Below are 19,858 nucleotides of genomic sequence, written 5' to 3'. Positions count from 1 at the left end.
CCCTCATAACTAAGATCGAAGAGCGGGAAATCATGAAGGACTTCCCGCTCTTCCAAAAATATTGAATTCACCAGCTTATTCTGAAACCATGTCATCATATATCAATTTTCCAATTTTACTGATTACTTGACGGCTTTCTTCCTCTGATTTCATATCTTCAGTAAGAACTGCAGCATAAACAGTTTGTGTTTCTGACCGAATGATTGCGCAATCATGGGCAACTCCTCGAATTCCGCCCGTTTTGCTTGCGACCTTGACCCCTCTGCCCATCAGTGATGGAAGTTTATCCCTTAATTGCTGATTGTCAAATACACGCAAGATTCTTTCCTGGCTTTCTTTCGTTAAAAAGTTGCCTGTATGTATGGCTTTTAAGCAGGTAATCGTATCTTCCGCCGATATGGTATTGTCGCGCCCTTCTTTTAATGCCTTAAAATCCTGCATTTTTCGTTCAAGGACAGTATTTTTCAAACCAAGTTCCTTGATGCATTGATTGATTTCCTCAAAGCCTAGCAGGTTCATCATCATATTTGTGGATGTATTGTCAGAAACGGTTATCATCAATGTCAATAAATCCTCTACGGTTAAAAATACCTTGTTCGATAAGACATGCAGGACCCCGGATCCCCCAGTCACTTCATTAGGCGGGATGGTCACTGGTTGGTTCAAATAGATTTTCTTTTGTTCACTTTGACGATAACCTTCGATGATCATTGGTATTTTGATCAAACTAGCTGATTGAAAGGATTCAGTCTCATAATATCCAATCGTGTCCCCAAGACCATTTTCAATTTTATATGCGATTCTCCCATTAAATGTTTCAACTAATGCCAATATATCATGTTCTATAGTCTGTAAGGTCATCTATCCCCTGTTCCTCCCTTATATATCATTTAATCCCTATAAAAAAATACCTTATACCCTAACTTATTCTACCATGTTAAAAGCAGTACAATCTTCTTATAAATTCCAAATTGAATAAATTTTTGTATAAAAAAAGAGCCTTCATATCGAAAGCTCCCTCAATAACTATTATTCATCTGGCATTAACTGCCCGGCTCTTCGCTAATGGGAATCGTTTCTTCTCGGTTGTATCCACCTGTGTAATTTTACCATCATGTACGGTTATTAAAACTGATCCATATTGCAGATCTTCCAAGCTTGAAATGATATGCCTGATTTTCAATTCTTCTTTCTTTTCCATAATATCTCCCCTTCAATACTGGTAATAAAGCTTCGTTTCATGCCTAATGTTAAAAGTGATCGCATGAAAAGCGCAGGCGCTTCCCACTTTCAATGTTTTCTTGAGGAACTTGGTTTACCTATCATATCCTCATCACTTTACTTTCCGAATAAGAATAACCAGTTAATAGGAACTCCATATTCCCCTCCCCTCACTATAAATAAAAGGCACCCGCCATCTAATTAGATTAGATGTAAGGGTGCCTTTAGTTGACTAATCGGCAATATTCGGGATTCTTATGTTATAGAAAAATACGATTCATACAACAAACCATATTATTCTTACCAACTAACTTGGTATTTACTAATATAATCCATTTTTCTCCTGTTGTCAATCACGTTTTTAAATTTTCTGATTAATCTGCGTTTTACATTTTACTTATTTACCACTTTACCAAACTAAACTATTTGAGATATACTATTTTAGTATAAGTTGTCGGTATAAACACACACTATGTATATAAGAAAGGTTCGATATAAATGGTAAATAAAAAATGGGGTTTATTGATTTTGACCACTTTCGTAATTGGAAATATGGTCGGCGGCGGAATTTTCATGCTCCCTGCTCAATTAGCACAGGTATCCAGTCCATTAGGGGCCACATTGGCATGGATTGTTACTGGACTGGGAGTTTTTCTAATAGCTTTAGTGTTTGGTAACCTGGCAGTCCGGAAACCGGATTTAAAGGCTGGACCGCAAAGTTATGCTCAATCATTATTTAAATCTCCTGCTAAAGGAAGGGTTTCAGGGTATAGCATGGCTTGGGGCTATTGGGCTGCGAATTGGGCTGCGACAGCTTCTGTCATCATTTCATTTGCTGGTTACCTATCAACGTTTTTCCCGGTGATGCATAGTACGAAAGTGATTTATACAGCGGGTTCGTTTCAACTTGAATTAGGTAAAGCATTAACGTTTGCGGTATGTTCCATTGCCCTTTGGGGGATTCAGGCAATCTTGGTAAGAAGTTTTAACAGTGCTGGGAAAATGAATCTTTTTGCTACAGTTACCAAAGTGCTTGGATTCTTATTTTTCATCATTATCACGATATTCATCTTCGATACTTCCAATCTAGGAAACGGAGCTGAATTTTATGATAAGGCAGGTTCAGCCATCTCTTTAGGTGATCAAGTGAATGCTGCTGCAATTTCAACATTATGGGCCTTCATCGGTATCGAAGCTGCCGTCATGCTTTCAAACCGTGCCAAGTCACAAAATGATGTAAAGAAAGCGACGATTTTTGGTTTACTTATCGCTGTTGCCATTTATATCGGCATTACTTTATTGACGATGGGTGCCATATCACAAGACGAGTTGAAAATATCACAAAAACCGCTTGTTGACGCACTACAAGCAGTAGTTGGTTCAAGCGGCACCTATATAATGGCTGCTCTTGCCGTCATTTCCTTATTGGGATCAACAATCGGATGGATTGTCGTTGCCTCAGAGGTTCCTTACCAGGCAGCGAAATCGGATTTGTTTCCGGCCTATTTTGCGAAAGCGAACAAAAATGGCACACCCGTCCGTTCTATGACAATAACAAATATCATGACACAGATATTCTTATTCTCCACTATTTCGGGTACGATTTTGGAAGCTTATAAATTTTCGATGATCGTCGCTACACTCGCTTACTTGATCCCGTATCTTGCATCCGTTTTGTATCAATTGAAACTGGTCATGACTGGGGAAACCTATGACATCATGAAAGGCTCAAGGGTACGTGATGGAATTATCACCACCCTGGCGTTAATCTACTCGATCTGGGTCATCAAGACAGGTACAACCGATATGAATACATTCATACTTGGCATTGCCTTATATGTATTCGGAATCGTCCTATACCCACTCTGGATGAGAAAAAAAGCATAACCTTGAACACCTTGGCACAAATAAGTGCCAAGGTGTTTTTTTATATATCCTTTATTGCCAATCTAGTTCTCAGCTGAACCGTTTCACCAGATCTTAACTCCCTCAATCCAGTCAATTTTGCTGACAAATCCAAATTAGGAGCATTCGTTACCCATGTATATGGTTCAGGACAGACGAACCCCTCTTGGTTGAATAATACCCAAAACTTAAAATGTTGATCGGCATGATAGATGACCTGTATGCCAGCCTCTTGGTCAGTGAGAATGCACTCGTTTTCGAGGGCTCTTTCCTCATCATAGCCAAATAGGTCATCAAACAGCCGGCCCTCCAAGCTAAAGGCGTTTTGGATTTCCATTATATCGGCCGTTTCATGAATTGCACCAGTGGGCAATGACCTTTCATTCAACTCCCAATGTTTATTGACGGGAAGAGATATTCTGCAATCCTCCAATTTCCCCCCTGGTCCAAATGGAAAATTGAATACTGTATGATAACCTGCCCCCCATGGAAAGGGTTCAATGCCCTTGTTGGTGATTTCCAATTTTATATCCAATGTTTCAGCCCTTAAAGATAAAGACATATTCACAGTGATATCTTGTGGAAAGCTATCTTTTAGATCAAATTCACTGCTTGAAAATTCAGTATTAATGACGATTTCTTTCCCGTTCACTTCCTTTTTGCAGACTTGCCAAGGCTTGTCATGTAAAAAACCATGTATATGATTGAATTTTCCCCTTTCATTGACCGGAAACCTATACTCAGTCCCCTTATATGTAAATTGACCATCTTCAATTCGATTAGGAGGAAACAGGATAGGCATTCCGTATAAAATGGGAGCCTTTTTATACTCTTCCAGACTAACCGGCGTTCGCAGCACCTCAATATCCTTTTGCTTGTACTTAAACGAAAGCAGATTGCTTCCTAAAGATGGCGCAAGTATCGCTTCCACTTTTTCATTGCCGAACTTTATGGCCTTTTCATTTAAAAAAGTGATATCTTCCATGTAACCTGTCACTTATTCTCCTCCTTTGAATTGAACATATATCCATCCTACTTCCGCAGACCATTTTTTGCAACAAATGGAAATTATAATTCATTATATTCTATCTGTGTTTAACAAATGTGTTGGTAATCTAGCATTTTGCTTTACTATTTTTCTATTTCTCTTTTATCTTTTTCCTTCACACCGATCAAGTTGTACCTCATTAAATAAAAAAAGGATGCCGTTACGGCATCCTTTTTACTTATCTATTACTTTCACTTACTAAAGCCACAATGCCTTCTTCATCATCCAAAACAAGTTCAATACCCGAGTATGGATCTTTATTCATATATTCATCCAGCCATAAGCGAAGCGCTTCTATCAAGTTGATGGTAATTAACACTTGTTTCCGGCCATCGACAAACGCTTCCGCCGAAAAACCATAATCATCATCATACATTAACTCGACTTCCACCTCATTGGGTTGTACCTGCTTTTTACGGGCAATGTAAACACAAACCGCATTGATGATATCTTGTTCGGATATCTTTAGCCTCTCCATGGGTTTGTATCCTCTTTCTTCTTCTTATCTTTGAAATATGTGAATATTTTACGGATCACAACGATTAATACCACAACCGCCAACACGTTGATTAATAGACCAAGTATAGAACCAAGCATTCCCATATTGGCGAATAGGCTGCCAAAAAGTAAACCTGCCAGTCCACCTAGCATAATTCCTTTCATTAAGCCGCCTTTTGCGAATGTGTTTCCACTCTTGGCTTTATTGGCAGTAGTAGCATCGGACTTCTTCGTTTCTTTATTTTGGAAATTCGAATTATTATTGTTGTTGCTGTTAAAGCTTCTTTTTCCTGACTTGTAACCCCTTGCATCGACTGACTCCGTATGATCCTGGAATACATAAGTGCCGACTGGCGAGAATGCTAGTGTAATTGTAAGTAATGCAGCCATAATTTTTTTCATCATGTTTTTTTGCCTCCGTTTAATAGTATGGATTGTTGTTTCTTTATATGTTTTCCAGAGTTACTGAAGTCCACATCACCTATCCTTGTTTTATCTTATAGTATTTACGTTGAAATTCAAAATAAGTTTCATTTTTTTCGATTTTTTTTCAAAAAAAATAAGCAGGGGCATTTTATCCCCTGCTTATTTTTGAACTATTAGTTTACACGAACGACACGGCCGTTGAATACACCTGCCCAATATCCGCTTTCCATATTGGCGATTGCAACACCTGTTGAACTTTGGGAACCGATAAATTTGCCGCCGCCGACATAAATACCGACATGTCCATCAGTTTTATAGGTATTGAAGAACACTAAATCTCCAGGTTGTATTTGACTCTTAGATACTTGACGTCCTGCACTTTTCAATGCATCCGTACTTGCTGGAAGGTTCACACCAGCTTGTTTATAAGCCCATGCAACGAATCCTGAACAATCGAAAAGACCGTTAGCAATATCGGATGCCGTTCTTCCGCCACCAAATTTATATGTGGAGTTACCGATATATTTATAACCTGCTGTAATGGCCGAGCCTGTATTTGCACTGCTTGGCTTACTTGATGTTTCAGTTTTACTGGCTGCAGGTTTAGCAGCAGAACTGTTTTCAGATGAATTTGAAGATGATTCAGCTTTAGATGAGCTTTTTGCCGAAGCTTCGCCTTTAGAAGAACTTGATGATTCTTCGTTAGAAGAGCTTGATGATCCTTCACTGGAAGAATTTGAAGAATTCACTTCTTCAGCAGCACGGTCAAGTTCTGCTTTCTCTGATGCTTTACGTTCTTCCTCTTTTTTGATATTTTCACGGATGGATGCTATCTGTGCTTCTAAACCGGCATCTTTATTCTCTAAAGATTGTTTTAGTGCTTCTGTTTCCGATTCCTTCTTTTCAATCTTAGCCTTCATGTTGACAGTTTCAGCTTTTTGATCTTTAATTTGCGATTGCATGCCTTTAAGCTCTACTTCCATATCCTTAAGGCTTTGCAATTTTTTCTCAACGGTCGCTTGTTTTTTCTCTAAGTCAGCTTTATCCGCTTCCTGCTCACTAAGAATCTGTTGGTCAGCTTCCACGATAGTGGCTACCGCTCCAACACGATTAACGAATTCACCAAAGCTTTTAGAACCTAAAACAACTTCTAGGTACTCAACGTCCCCGCCGCTCTCTTGGAAAGAAAGTGCGCGCTCTTTCAAGACTTCTTCGCGTTTTGCGATTCTTTCTTCCAACGCTTTAATTTCTTTCTTTAAAGATTCTATGTCTTTTTCGGTGTCTTTAATTTCTTGTTTAGTATCTTTGATTTTTTGGTCATTTTCTTTCATTGCCGATTCGATCTGGGCAATTTGGGCATTCATTTTCGATTGTTCTTTTTTCAATTGCTGAATAACTTGTTCTGCCTCTGAAATATCTGATTGTATTCCTGTACGTTGCGATTGAATATCCGTGATAGATTCAGCTTTTACAGACGGTATGGCAAAAGCGCTTCCTAATCCAAGCATAATTGTCGTGTTCAATACGATAAGTTTTTTCTTCAAACTCATTTCCCCTGCTTTCCTCCCCTTGCATTTCCATCGACCCACTTCTTTTTCTCTATGAAAAATGATTAGTCAAAATAAATTGCTGGGAACTCTTCTCTATTTTTTTTACTCTTTATGTAATCTTCTAAGGTTGAGATAATATTAAATACATTTCTTAAACTCTACTATGTTTTCATCTAAGTCGTAGTATATCATCAGATTTTGTCAAATACGTAATAACAATATTACAATTATATTTCAATTTTAACATTAAGCATAAAGATTCGACTTTTTTACGTGATAAAACATCCAATATCTTACATAACCACCTTCGTATTTTGATGCAAGACTTTCTATCTAGTGTTTAGCACCAAGGGACCATAGACTATTGGCAGACAAAAACGCACCACTTGTGAATGCACGGTAGCCCTTTTGGAACAGATTGCAGCTCATTTACCCTTCATACGGGAAGGTCCGTTAGCATTCCCATAAAAAAAACCGCTCATCAGCGGTTTTTCCGACAATATTCGACCCATCCTTAAATTCCAGCCATAAAGTCGACAAAAACTTTCAATTCTTTCGGTCGGACGAATACCCTTTCTCCTTTACTTATTTCCAGATTCATATATTGTTCTTTCGTCAGTTCGATTTCCAGCGGTTCGTTTGTATCCTGACGAATGACTTCAATCCGGACGATGGGGCCAATTGTATGGATGTGGTCAATTATGGATGCGATCGAATCCTTTTCTGTTGGTTCTCTTTCTATGATAAAGTTATGAGCCCTTACATAACCAGTTCCCGCTCCATCTTCACTGCCCGGTGCATTCATTTCCACATTCCCAGTTACCAATTTCCCTTGGTGAACGTTGCCCTTGAAAAGATTGACACTACCGAGAAAATCATAAACGAATGGATTTTCCGGGTGATCATATACTTCTTCCGGAGTTCCAATCTGTTCAATTTTCCCTTCATTCATGATTACGACCCGATCAGCAACATCCATCGCCTCTTCCTGATCATGCGTCACGAATACACTCGTAACATTGAATTCATCGTGAAGTCTTCTTAGCCAACGCCGAAGTTCTTTGCGAACCTTGGCATCCAATGCCCCGAATGGTTCATCAAGCAAGAGGATATTCGGTTCAACGGCAAGTGCCCTTGCCAGTGCGACACGCTGGCGCTGGCCGCCTGATAATTGCGATGGATAACGATCTTTATATCCTTCCAGCTTGACGAGTTGAAGCAATTCGGTAACCTTTTGTGCAATAACTTCTTTACTGGGCCTCATTTTTCTAGGGCGAACCTTTAATCCATAGGCAATATTATCAAAAATGGTCATATTGCGAAAAAGGGCATAATGCTGAAAGACGAAACCCACATTTCGATCTTTTACATGTTTATGCGTGTAATTCTCTTCATTAAAAAGGATCTTTCCGTTCTCAGCCTGTTCAAGACCCGCGATGATACGCAGTAATGACGTTTTTCCCGATCCTGAAGGGCCAAGAAGGGCTACAAGTTCACCGCTCTTTATTTCCAAATCGATGTTCCGGAGTGCTTGATAGGACCCGTAATATTTTGTAACATTTTCAATGATGATACTCATTTCATTCCTCCTACCTCGCCTTGGTTGATTTAAAGTCAGTTTTCCACTCTATGAAGCTTTTAATGATCAAGGTTATGATTGCAAAAATGGACATCAGGGATGCAACGGCAAAAGCGGCCGAAAATTGATATTCATTGTATAAGATTTCAATATGAAGCGGCATCGTATTGGTCATGCCCCGTATATGGCCTGATACGACCGATACAGCTCCAAACTCCCCAATTATTCTTGCATTGCAAAGGATGACTCCATATAGAAGTCCCCATTTTATATTGGGAAGCGTCACATACCAAAATGTCTTAAACCCTCCCGCACCCAGCGTGAGTGAGGCCTCTTCTTCAGACGTCCCCTGACTTTGCATGAGCGGGATCAACTCGCGCGCAATGAATGGGAAGGTAATGAAAATGGAGGCGATGACAATCCCTGGTATTGAAAAGATCACTTTAATGTCAAGAGATTGCAGCAGTGGACCAAGTGTTCCATGCAAGCCGAACAGAAGGACAAAAATCAACCCGGCAATGACGGGTGAAACGGAAAAAGGCAAATCTATCAATGTTATTAAGAAGTTTTTTCCCTTGAAATCATATTTTGTTATGGTCCACGCGGCAACCACTCCAAATATGGCATTGAGCGGCAAGGTGATAAGGACAACGATCAATGTTAACTTAATCGCAGCCACGGCATCAGGGTGGACAATGGCCGCCAAATAGGCTTCGGCACCTTTTTCAAAGGCTTTTACAAAAATCGCGATTAATGGGACAACTAAAAACAAAGTGAGAAATAGCAATACAATGGAAATAAGGATCCACTGAATGGATCTAGGCTCTTTAGTTGCGTTTCTCGTAATCATGACTGGGTGATTCGCATTTGCAACAACTGAATTATCATGTTCCATCATATCCCTCCTACTTCCCTGAATATCTTTTGCCGGTCCACCATTGTAAGATATTGATGGTGAATAAGATTATAAATGTAATAATGAGCATGACAGCTGCAACTGCTGTTGCACCTTCATAATCATACTGTTCAAGCTTTGTCATGATGATCAGCGGGGAAATCTCTGTTTTAAACGGCATATTTCCGGCAATGAAGACAACTGATCCATACTCTCCAAGTGCCCTCGCAAAAGAAAGTGCAAAACCCGTCAATATCGCTGGAATCAATTCCGGGAAGATAATTTTAATGAATGTCTGCATTCGATTCGCCCCTAAAGAGGCAGATGCTTCTTCCATCCCTTTTTCGATATTTTCAAGCACCGGTTGAACCATCCGCACCACGAATGGCAGACCGATAAATATAAGGGCGATGATGATCCCTGCGGGAGTGAAAGCGACTTTAAAGCTGAAAAATTGCCCGATCCATCCGTTCGGTGAATACAAGGTGGTCAACGTAATCCCTGCCACGGCAGTCGGGAGGGCAAAAGGCAAATCAACCAGTCCATCGATGATCCGTTTGCCGGGAAACTCATAACGAGTAAGCACCCAGGCAATTAACACACCAAAAACTGCGTTCACAAAGGCCGCAGTTAACGCTGTCATGAAACTCAATTTATAAGAAGCGAGAACCCTTGGTTCAGTTATGGTCGCCCAAAAATCCTGGAACCCCATTGAAAATGTGTTTAGAAAAACCATCGATAACGGGATCAAAACGATGATGGAGAGATACAGCAGCGTAAAACCCATCGTCAATCCAAAACCGGGTATGGTCCTCTTTTTCGTCTGTTTACCTTCAGTCACTATATTCATCGCTTCGCCTCAACCCTTTTTCTGATTTATGTAGGAGAAGATGTTAAAGCCATCTTCTCCTACATACTTATTGCTGTTGATAAATCTCGTCAAATGTGCCACCATCATTAAAATGTGTTTCCTGGGCTTTTTTCCAACCGCCAAACGTATCATCAACAGTCACCATATCGATATTGGCAAATTGGTCTTCATATTCAGCGAGAACCTTCTCATCCCTTGGACGATAGAAGTTTTTCGCGGCAATTTCCTGACCGGCATCAGTATAGAGATATTCCAGGTAGGCTTCAGCCACTTCCTTTGTTCCTTTTTTCTCGACCACTTCATCGACAACAGCTACCGGTGGCTCTGCTAATATACTGATTGAAGGATTGACAATTTCATATTTGTCATCTCCGAATTCTTCCAGTGTTAAATAGGCTTCATTCTCCCAAGCGATTAGTACGTCACCAATTCCCCTTTCCACAAAAGTGGTCGTTGCACCGCGGGCCCCTGAATCCAGGACTTCAACATTCTGATAAAGTTTTTTCATGAAATCCTTCACTTTTGTTTCGTCATTATCGAAATTTTTCTCCGCATAAGCCCAGGCAGCCAGGTAATTCCACCTTGCCCCTCCGCTTGTCTTTGGATTTGGGGTAATGACGGATACATCCTTTTTAATCAGATCATCCCAATCTTTAATGCCTTTAGGGTTATCTTTTTTCACCAAAAACACAATGGTTGATGTGTATGGTGTCGAGTTCTCCGGTAAACGTTTTTGCCAATCCTTCGCTAACAAATTACTAGCTTCATAAATGGCATCAATATCATAAGCCAATGCCAATGTAACGACATCCGCCTCCAATCCATCAATAACTGCCCTGCCCTGTTTACCAGATCCGCCATGTGATTGCTGAATCGTTACATCCTGACCGGATTCTTCTTTCCAGTGCTTCACGAACGCTTCATTGAATTCCTGGTACAATTCCCTTGTCGGATCATATGACACATTCAAAAGCTCGACTGACTTTGATGTCCCGTCGCCTTCCGTTTTTTCCGAGTTGCATCCCGCAAGTACACCGAATGCTAAAATCAAACTTATCAATAACATTACCTTTTTCATGAGCTTCCCCCTTTTTTTACAACAAAAAAGGCATGCTATTTCCCTTTCAATTATTCAGGAGATAGTATGCCTTCAGTTCTCTGATCAGCAAGTATTTTATTTTTTGTATATCATTACCATAAAGCAAAGTTAACCCAGTTGTCAACTAGGTATTACATGTCCTTTTATTTAAATTCATTCACGTTTTGCAAGTTTAAGAATTCCACCAAACGAAAAGGGCTCGATCCAACGGGGAGATCGAGCCCTTTTTAATACCTAGCCAACACTTATGAATTTGATGCTTTTTGATACAGCTTATTGTCCACGATATACTGATAACACTGATCAGGCAGTAAATATCTTGGTTCCCCGCCCATCGCGAATTCATCCCTTATATATGTAGAACTGATTTCCATGGAAAGGCCTTTATCAATAAGGTGAAATGTATTGCCATCATCATAATTCCTTAGCAATGGACTTTTGGATATGATTTTCAGCATATCGATCCCATCCCGTGCCATGACGATGAATTTATGATTTGCAATCAGTTTTTCCCTGAATTTCCATCGTAAGTGCACCGGCAACTCCTGATTATCAATATCTTCAAGTAAATCTGCACCCATTATGAAGTAAACTTCGTCCTTTGGAAATCGTGATTTAAAATATTCCATCGTATACCAAGTATATTGTTTACTCGTTCCGGCACGTTCATTAATTTCATAATCACTGACTTCGAATAACGGGTTGCCCCCTATTGCCAGCTTGAGCATTTCCCAACGGTGTTCATTGCTCGTTTTCATCTGTTTATCGATACGGCCATTTGAGCAAGGTAAAAAAATCACCTTGTCAAGCTTAGCACGATGCGCAATGGTGGATGCAGTCCATAAATGCACATTCGTGACCGGATCGAAGGAAGATCCATAAACTCCAATTTTGCCCATCCTTATATCCCCCTCATCAGCCTTTCTTTTTCACCACGGCCCTGACCGGGCTCCCGTGCCCGGCTTCATAAACCGAGATCATGTTCGATGGTTTTTTCCATTTCCATCAAAATGATATGGACAATCAATTGAATTCTTAAAGGGTCACCCTGATTTCCCCTACATTTGCAGATGACCCTTCAGCCCTGGATGAATTCAGCCGATATGAATATTACTATCTCCTAGCCAATATGGCGTATTTTCATTAAGGCGCTAGGAAATATCTAACCATTGATTAATGATATCCCCCCCAGTCAAAGCTTACAGTTTGGTCCTTAATGTCCAAAGCTCCGGAAAAAATGGCTGTTCGACCACTTTCTTCAGATAACTTACACCGGACGATCCGCCAGTTCCCTTTTTATTACCGATGATCCGTTCTACGGTGCTCATATGATTGAATCTCCAGAATTGTTGTAGACTTCCGATATCAACGAGTTTTTCGGCCAGCTCATACAAATCCCAGTAGTTATGCACATCACGGTAAACGGTCAGCCATGCTTTTTCAACACTTGCATTTTCCTGATAAATTAAAGACCAATCCCTCTTCAGGACCGATTGATCAATGGGAAGCCCTCTTGCAGCCAAAGCCCCTATAGCCGCATCATAAATACCTGGTTTATTCAAGGCTTCCATCATCGACTCATAAAGCTCGGGCTGATGACGGAAAACGGCCAATATTTGCGAATTCTTTTGACCCATCGCAAATTCTATCAACCTGTTCTGAAATGATTGAAACCCTGAAGAGTTCCCTAGTTTTTTCCGGAATTCCATATAATCGGATGGCGTCAAGGTCGAAAGCACATTCCAAGATTGAACTAGTTGCTGTTGGATCCTGGCCACTCTGGATAGCATCTTAAAGGAAGGCTCCAAATGTCCTGCCACAATATGATCAGTTGCCGCAGTCAATTCATGGATGATCAATTTCATCCACAATTCACTTGTTTGGTGAATGATGATGAACAGCATTTCATCGTGATGGCCGGAAAGTCGATGCTGACTTGATAAAATTTGATTTAAATGCAGATAGTCCCCATAGGACATATCTTTTTCAAAATCAGTTACCATACTTTCTTCCAAACGATGTTCATCTCTTGGACCCTTATCCATACTATCCCTCTTTCCCTTTACTTTCTTTTGAATTTCGACATCAATAAATAAACGATGCAAAGAAAGATCAGCCAAGGAACCCCGAACTGGAGCACGATTTTAAATGGGCCAGTGAACCAGGTAGATACCGTCAAAGCAAACAAAAGAAATGCACCAAGAATCGTTAGATATGGAAATCCATACATTTTAACCGGTAATTTGCGGCCCCCTGATTTCTCCCACCTCTTCCTGAAATATAAATGGGAAATGAAAACCATGAACCAGGTTAAAATGGCTCCGAACATCGATATCCCCATCATGAATGCATATGAAGTATCCGGAAGCAAGACCTTTACTCCTGCAGCAAGAAATATTCCTAAAGTGGATATGAGAAGTGCCCTTACCGGGACACCTTTCCTGCTCACTTTTTGAAATAAGGCTGGAGCCTGCTTTTGCTCGGATAACGAAAATATCATTCTGGTGGAGGCATATAATTGACTATTCATAGCGGATAAAGCAGCGGTTAAAATAATGAAATTCATTATTCCCGATGCCCCGGGAACATTCAGGATTTCCATTACCTTAACAAATGGGCTTTTATCAATACCGGCAGATTGCCAAGGAACAATCATTAACATGATCCCGATAGTCAGTACATAAAAAGTGGCAAGCCTGAAGACAGTTGCCTTCAAAGCTTTAGGGACTGCTATATCCGGGTCCTTTGCTTCTCCCGCCGTCACCGCAATCAACTCAGTTCCTAAAAAGCTGAAGAGCGAAATGAATATGGCGACCCATAGCCCCCAAAAGCCGAAAGGCATAAAACCTCCATCATTGGCATAGTTCTCTACACCGATCCCGCTTGAAGGTCCAGCGCCAATCACCACATAGGCGCCCAGTAGAATGAATATGACAATGGCGCTTATCTTGATCATTGAAAATACATACTCAAAATTCCCGAATGTATTGACACTCGTCGCATTTACATAGATTAGCAGTGCAGCAAAAAGGAAAATCCAAACACTTCCAGGTACAGCAGGGAACCAATATTTCATATAAACAGCGATGGCACTCACTTCGACACCGATGGCAAGAACATTCGCTATCCAATATGAATACCTAACAACAAAACCCGCAAATGGACTTATATATTTTTCAGCAATGGTTCCAAATGATCCCGATGTTGGATAGGCTACAGTCATTTCCGCCAAACAGCCCATCAGCAGAAGGACAATGAATGCACCTATTGCATAGCTGATAAGTACACTTGGACCTGCCGTTGAAATCGCAAGGCCGCTGCCCAAGAATAACCCGGTGCCAATTGCACATCCCATGGCTATCATGGTGATTTGATTCGATGATAATTCACGATGCAGTTTATTTTTCTCCATATGTTGCTCCCATTCTAGGCAATGATTCCCCTTTTATTTTCATAGTTTTCATATAATCTGCCGTCCATGACCTTCTTAAGCACCTGTACAGTTTCATAGACTTCCTGAAAAGAGGTATAAAGAGCAACAGGTGCTAAACGAATCATATTCGGTTCACGATAATCGGGAATGATGGCCTCTTGTTTTAATGCTTTACATATTCTTGCAGCTTCTGGATGTTCAAGGATGATATGACCGCCCCTTTTTGCTTCATGCCTTGGGCTCCCAATCTCAAATCCATATCCCGTCAATTCCGAATGTATTAAATCCATAAGATATTGAGTCAGCTTCAGGGATTTCTTCCGGACTTGTTCTATCCCCGCCTCCGCAAACATTTCAAGCGAGCCTAAAAGGGGAGCCATGCTTAATATATGGGGAGTTCCAATTTGAAAGGCACCTGCCGAATTTGCTTGGGTAAGGGTATGTTCCATATCGAACTGCTTATCTTTCCGCGAGCCAAACCATCCAGCCAACCCGGGCAGCCTTGCAAAATGCTTACGGTTCACATATAACCCTGCTACACATCCTGGTCCGCCATTCAAATGCTTATAATTACACCAAAACGCGAAATCCACTTCCCAGTTGTCAAACAAATGCGGGATGGCTCCCACGGAATGACAGGCATCGAATCCTATCATGATTCCACGCGCATGCGCTTCCTTTGTTAACCTCTCCATATCAAGGATCTGACCGCTTCGATATAATACCGTCGGAAGTACAATTAACGCTATTTCCTCGTTCATCTCGGCAATGATGTCAGCTTCTTCAAGGAATTTACCATCTCGGCTTTTCACCTGAACCAAGTGTGCCGAAGGATCAAGCCCATGCAATCGGAGCTGGCTTTGAAGTGCATAGATATCACTCGGGAAGGTTAGTTCATCCGCCAAAATCTTATTCCTGCCAGCTCTCGGTTCAAAAAAAGTGGCAGCAAGCTGATGCAGATTAGCTGTAGTCGACCCTCCCATTATCACTTCATCCTCTAAAGCACCTACCAGCGGGGCACTCAATTCACCCAATCTCTCAGAAAAGTAAAACCAGGACTCGGTGCCTTCCGTCCACCCATCGATTCCATACCTTTTCCAATCTTCCAATGACTTCATTAAACTTTTCTCAGCCCGCTTTGATAAAAGTCCCAATGAGTTGCCATCCATATAAATCATTCCGGGGTTCAAGTAGAACTCCTCTCTGTAAGAAACTAATGGATCTTCCTGATCCAAAGTTTTCGCATACTCTTTCGTTGACATGAAATTATTGATATCCATGTTCTCCCCGCTTTCTTCCAAGCCGCTATTTTTCACTTGTAAATCCCTACCCCTTCCCATGCCAACCTTATCATTCTGTCAGGATCTTTTTCAATATAATCCTTTTTATCAAAAATCATTGTGTAGTGATTTCTTTCATCATATTTCGGCCAGATTTCGCCTTCCGGGGGATTGGGGTTTCCATGTTTCGCAAAGTTGACCCAATGGCCCTGCATTCTATGGGAAACCTTTAGGGCAGCTGACCTTGAACCATATGAAGTAATCCGTTTCCCAAATGCCGAGTCGAAAGTCTGGAAGTCAAAAGGAATTTCCATACCATGTGTCGCCCCTAATTTACTTATGCGCATTGCCGCCGTTTTATAATCAAAACGGTACATCCATGTTTTTTCAAAGCGGCTGTATGCCTCCGCATACCAAACCGAGGGAATATGGAAAGTCGCATCACGGCCAATGCCAAGTGCAGCTTCCTTTTCTGGGTAGTTTATATAAGCATTCGTAATTCGCTCTTTCGCCTCTGGATCAGTGTTTTCGAACATTTTCTGAATCATCGCCGCATTAGTTGGGATTAACGGGGGATCCATCTGGTCGAATAACGTTGCTTCGTCCCTATTTGTTCCTATAAGCAAAGGTATTCCCTTTGCTTTTCCGGATCGAATCGAATCTAGTGGATAATCAGGCAGGAAGTCACCATCTACGACAGGTCCAAATGATAGTGAGCCCGGCATGGCCTGTGAATTTTCCTGTAAGAGTTGGTAGGAGGCCGTGACAATCTCTTGAACTGGAAGTGTCTTTAATCGGTGGATTTCATCCTTTCCAATGCCCAATATTCCAAGGAACCTTTCACTGAATTGGCGCGCAAATCCTTTTCCGTAAACAGATGTCGGAGCGGGACTTTCCGCAATGGCCTGTTTAAAAAGACCTCTCGCTGAAGGAACAGTAAGTAAAGTCGTCACCGCATTGCCACCAGCTGATTCACCAAATATCGTAACATTATCAGGGTCGCCGCCAAACGCTTCTATATTTTCTTTAACCCATTTCAGAGACGCAACTTGATCACGTAAACCTAAATTGGTTTCAAATATTTCTCCCTCACCTGCCAACTCGGAAAAATCCAGATATCCCAGTGCCCCCAGCCTATAGTTGATGCTTACTACGACTACATCTCCATTCTTAGCCAGTAAATGTCCATTGTACATATCAAGGGATCCAGCTCCCGTTATGTATGCTCCTCCAGGAATCCACACCATGACCGGGCGTTTTTTATCATCAGCCCTAGGCGACCAAATATTCAGGAACAAGCAATCCTCATCCATTTTTTCATTTCCGGTCATTCCTGTCCTTACCGCCCGATCCATCGGCTGCGGGGGAATCGGACCAAAATCCACTGCATCCAGGACACCGCTCCACTTATCAACTGGCTCCGGCGAGAGGAAACGCAGACCCTCAATCGGCGCTTTCGCATACCTGACTCCACGCCAAACGCATATATCGTTTTCCATAGTACCTTGAAGATGTCCTTTTACCGTCGTAACTATCGATCCAATCATTCCCTTTCACCTCTTCATATAGTAATAGATACTTAAGTTCTTCTTTTTCCATTCCCTTATATCCTTCATCTTTATTGAAAAAAGATCTATAGACTCCGTTCTTCCAAAAAAAAGTACCGCCATCGTATATAAAGTCAGGTTATCCTTATGAGTTTGAAGTTTTCATTAAATGTCCAGTTAACAAAAAAAGACCCAATCAGGTCTTTTTTTTGTTGAACTTGGCAAAAAGCTTAGGCGAGCATGGCAAGGATACTCAATAAAGAGCTGCCCCGAACGGAAAGCTGTTGTGCAGCATATGTTAATTGCTGTTCATCAAGCTGTTCCAATAAAGGCTTTAATTCCAGCAATTCATTCTCCAGTCCTTTAAGGTCTGTAGATAGCTTGTCCACCATCAAGAGCACTTGCTCAGAATCAACAGTGGTTTCCGACCAGACTTGTAACCGTTCCTTGATTTCGGTCAAAGGCATATTCTGTTCTTTATACCGATTAATCATTTGAAGACGATTTAAAGCATCTTCTGTGTAATACCGATATCTTGACCCAGTTTTTTCATAGTTCAGCATTCCTAATTGTGTGTAATAGTCAATGGTTCTTCTCGAAACATTCGCAAGTTCAGCAAGCTGGCCAATCCGATATACATTCACCCAGATAGTCACCTTCTTTTAAAAATCTACTGTTAACGATACTATAACATAACTATCCAAAAAGGTGACTTCGAGGATGAAACTATTAGACTACTTTATCCGAATTGCCCTTCAACTGCTTCTTGGCAAAATACAGGGCATCTTCCTTCGATTTAAAAAAGTGCTGTTTATCTATTTTATGATACAACCCAGTGCTGAGTAACAATTCCTTTGGTTGCTGCTGAATTCCGGAAATGATTAATTTCCCCTTATATTTTCCGATGCGATTAACAATCGCCAATAGTGCAGCCTCTGCTGAAGTGTCCATATATGTTACCCGGCGCATGCTTAATACCAACACTTTCGTCTTATTATCCAAGTTCTCCAATATCGATGACTCCAGGACGTCTATCGAACCAAAGAAGAGGGGACCTTCCAAGTTATACACATTGATCTTTGAATCCGAATTATCAATTGGAACAATCTCTGTAATCTCATGACTTCTTTCCCTGACTTTTAACGTGTGGCTCATTTTTGCAATGAAGGTGATGAAGGCAATCAATAAGCCGATTCCCACTCCCATGATTAAATCAGTGAAGACTGTGACGAGGAAGGTGACTAGCAAAACCGCAGAATCCGCCGTCTTCGTTTTCAATACATGAGCGAATTCCTTTCTTTCGCTCATATTCCAGGCAACAAACATCAATATGGGCGCCATGCTAGCCAAAGGTATATGCGCTGCATATGGAGAAAGCACCAGCAAAACCAGTAAAACGACAATTCCGTGAATGACTCCGGACATCGGGGAGACTGCCCCGCTTTTTATATTGGTAGCTGTCCTGGCAATGGCACCTGTTGCAGGTATCCCGCCGAAGAATGGGGTCGCGATGTTCGCGATTCCTTGCCCAACCAATTCCTTATTACTATCATGCTTGGTTCCCCCCATGTTATCGGCCACGGTAGCGGATAACAATGACTCGACACCGCCTAACAAGGCAATCGTAAAAGCAACGGGAAGGAGTGTGATAATGACTTCCACTGATAGCTCTGGCACTTGGAATTCCGGAAAACCTTTCGGAATCGCTCCATACGTGGAACCAATCGTAGCCACCTTATCGGGAAATAAAAAGTAAGCTGCAATTGTGGAAATCAGCAGACCCAGAAGCGGTCCTGGTACTCGTGGCAAAAGTCTAGGTGCCAGCAGTATGACGACAAAACATATAATCGCAACAATCACACTATATAGATTGATCGTGTCTGCTTTAATCACCAGTTCCTTCATGTTATCCATGAACGCTTCATGTTTTTCCACTTTCATACCAAAGAAGTTGGCAATTTGCCCTGAAAAGATTATTATCGCAATTCCTGTTGTAAATCCAATGATGACGGGACGGGGAATGAACTTCATCAAATTGCCTAACTTAAGAAGACCCATCACGACTAACATCATTCCGGCTAAAAACCCGGCAATAAGCAGGCTTTCATACCCATATTGCATAACGATTCCAAATAATAAAGGAACAAACGCCCCGGTTGGCCCTCCAATTTGATACTTGGAGCCACCCAAAATCGATATGAGGATTCCAGCGATGATGGTCGTATATAACCCGTATATCGGTTCGACGCCTGAAGCAATTGCAAAAGCCAATCCTAAAGGGATGGCTACAACACCTACGACCAATCCTGCCGTTACGTCCTTTTGAAAACCCTTCATATTATACCCTTTAAATCTAGAATCTTTTATCATCTTTTTAAAACTCACATCCTTAGTCGTTTTTTTAGTTGGGATCTACCATCATCAGGAAAAATCATTCTTTCATTTTAGAGGGAGTTGCTTGATCGAAATTAATCTAACTATTGTAGGTTTTTTCAACGGGACAAAC

18 protein-coding genes are annotated in these 19,858 nt (G+C 41.2%); 1 reads left to right on the top strand and 17 read right to left on the bottom strand.

The window, feature by feature from the left end; translation table 11 throughout:
* Positions 1-75: 75 nt before the first annotated feature.
* Positions 76-861: a serine hydrolase gene (locus V3595_RS11080; protein ID WP_485907228.1), complete on the bottom strand. Its 786-nt coding sequence runs from the start codon at positions 859-861 to the stop codon at positions 76-78.
* 172 nt (positions 862-1,033) lie between these two features.
* Positions 1,034-1,201 carry a YezD family protein gene (locus V3595_RS11075; protein WP_137020354.1) on the bottom strand — a complete coding sequence of 56 codons (168 nt, stop codon included), beginning with the start codon at positions 1,199-1,201 and terminating at the stop codon, positions 1,034-1,036.
* 518 nt (positions 1,202-1,719) lie between these two features.
* Here V3595_RS11075 and V3595_RS11070 point away from each other — a divergent pair.
* On the top strand, positions 1,720-3,108 hold the full coding sequence (locus V3595_RS11070; protein ID WP_485907226.1) for an amino acid permease: 1,389 nt from the start codon (positions 1,720-1,722) through the stop codon (positions 3,106-3,108).
* 40 nt (positions 3,109-3,148) lie between these two features.
* Here the strand turns inward: V3595_RS11070 and V3595_RS11065 are convergent, their stop codons facing one another.
* The 15 genes from V3595_RS11065 to V3595_RS10995 all read right to left on the bottom strand — a co-directional run bounded on the left by V3595_RS11065 (position 3,149) and on the right by V3595_RS10995 (position 19,722).
* The gene (locus V3595_RS11065) at positions 3,149-4,123 is read right to left on the bottom strand and encodes an aldose 1-epimerase (RefSeq protein ID WP_485907224.1); all 975 of its coding nucleotides are present in this window, start codon (positions 4,121-4,123) and stop codon (positions 3,149-3,151) included.
* A gap of 229 nt (positions 4,124-4,352) precedes the next feature.
* Positions 4,353-4,652, bottom strand: a complete 300-nt coding sequence (locus V3595_RS11060; protein ID WP_076366987.1) for a YxcD family protein — start codon at positions 4,650-4,652, stop codon at positions 4,353-4,355.
* On the bottom strand, positions 4,640-5,074 hold the full coding sequence (locus V3595_RS11055; RefSeq protein ID WP_485907583.1) for a hypothetical protein: 435 nt from the start codon (positions 5,072-5,074) through the stop codon (positions 4,640-4,642). Before V3595_RS11055 ends, V3595_RS11060 begins: the two co-directional genes overlap by 13 nt.
* Positions 5,075-5,271: 197 nt before the next feature.
* Entirely contained in the window at positions 5,272-6,648 is a 1,377-nt protein-coding gene (locus V3595_RS11050) for a C40 family peptidase (protein ID WP_485907222.1), read from the bottom strand.
* A gap of 514 nt (positions 6,649-7,162) precedes the next feature.
* A complete protein-coding gene (locus V3595_RS11045; RefSeq protein ID WP_485907220.1) occupies positions 7,163-8,227 on the bottom strand; it encodes a sulfate/molybdate ABC transporter ATP-binding protein in 1,065 nt (354 codons plus the stop codon).
* A gap of 10 nt (positions 8,228-8,237) precedes the next feature.
* Positions 8,238-9,077: a sulfate ABC transporter permease subunit CysW gene (gene cysW / locus V3595_RS11040; protein WP_485907582.1), complete on the bottom strand. Its 840-nt coding sequence runs from the start codon at positions 9,075-9,077 to the stop codon at positions 8,238-8,240.
* Between the two features lie 55 nt (positions 9,078-9,132).
* Entirely contained in the window at positions 9,133-9,972 is an 840-nt protein-coding gene (gene cysT, locus V3595_RS11035) for a sulfate ABC transporter permease subunit CysT (RefSeq protein WP_063232096.1), read from the bottom strand.
* 67 nt (positions 9,973-10,039) lie between these two features.
* Positions 10,040-11,071 (bottom strand): sulfate ABC transporter substrate-binding protein, encoded by a 1,032-nt coding sequence (locus tag V3595_RS11030; protein ID WP_350301810.1) that lies wholly within the window; start codon positions 11,069-11,071, stop codon positions 10,040-10,042.
* Between the two features lie 266 nt (positions 11,072-11,337).
* Entirely contained in the window at positions 11,338-11,991 is a 654-nt protein-coding gene (gene nadD, locus V3595_RS11025) for a nicotinate (nicotinamide) nucleotide adenylyltransferase (protein WP_241590536.1), read from the bottom strand.
* 300 nt (positions 11,992-12,291) lie between these two features.
* The gene (gene kynA, locus V3595_RS11020; RefSeq protein ID WP_485907217.1) at positions 12,292-13,137 is read right to left on the bottom strand and encodes a tryptophan 2,3-dioxygenase; all 846 of its coding nucleotides are present in this window, start codon (positions 13,135-13,137) and stop codon (positions 12,292-12,294) included.
* Positions 13,138-13,154: 17 nt separating this feature from the next.
* A complete protein-coding gene (locus V3595_RS11015; RefSeq protein ID WP_241590539.1) occupies positions 13,155-14,504 on the bottom strand; it encodes an amino acid permease in 1,350 nt (449 codons plus the stop codon).
* A 14-nt stretch (positions 14,505-14,518) separates the two neighbouring features.
* Entirely contained in the window at positions 14,519-15,805 is a 1,287-nt protein-coding gene (gene kynU, locus V3595_RS11010; RefSeq protein ID WP_485907581.1) for a kynureninase, read from the bottom strand.
* Positions 15,806-15,837: 32 nt separating this feature from the next.
* A complete protein-coding gene (locus V3595_RS11005) occupies positions 15,838-17,352 on the bottom strand; it encodes a carboxylesterase/lipase family protein (RefSeq protein WP_485907215.1) in 1,515 nt (504 codons plus the stop codon).
* A 230-nt stretch (positions 17,353-17,582) separates the two neighbouring features.
* Positions 17,583-17,996 carry a MerR family transcriptional regulator gene (locus tag V3595_RS11000; protein WP_241590541.1) on the bottom strand — a complete coding sequence of 138 codons (414 nt, stop codon included), beginning with the start codon at positions 17,994-17,996 and terminating at the stop codon, positions 17,583-17,585.
* Between the two features lie 85 nt (positions 17,997-18,081).
* Entirely contained in the window at positions 18,082-19,722 is a 1,641-nt protein-coding gene (locus V3595_RS10995) for a SulP family inorganic anion transporter (RefSeq protein WP_485907213.1), read from the bottom strand.
* Positions 19,723-19,858: the final 136 nt, after the last annotated feature.

Source organism: Bacillus sp. CFBP9009 (genome assembly GCF_036541465.1).
Classification (GTDB): Bacteria; Bacillota; Bacilli; order Bacillales; family DSM-1321; genus Peribacillus.
This window is presented reverse-complemented; position numbering and strand designations above follow the sequence as displayed.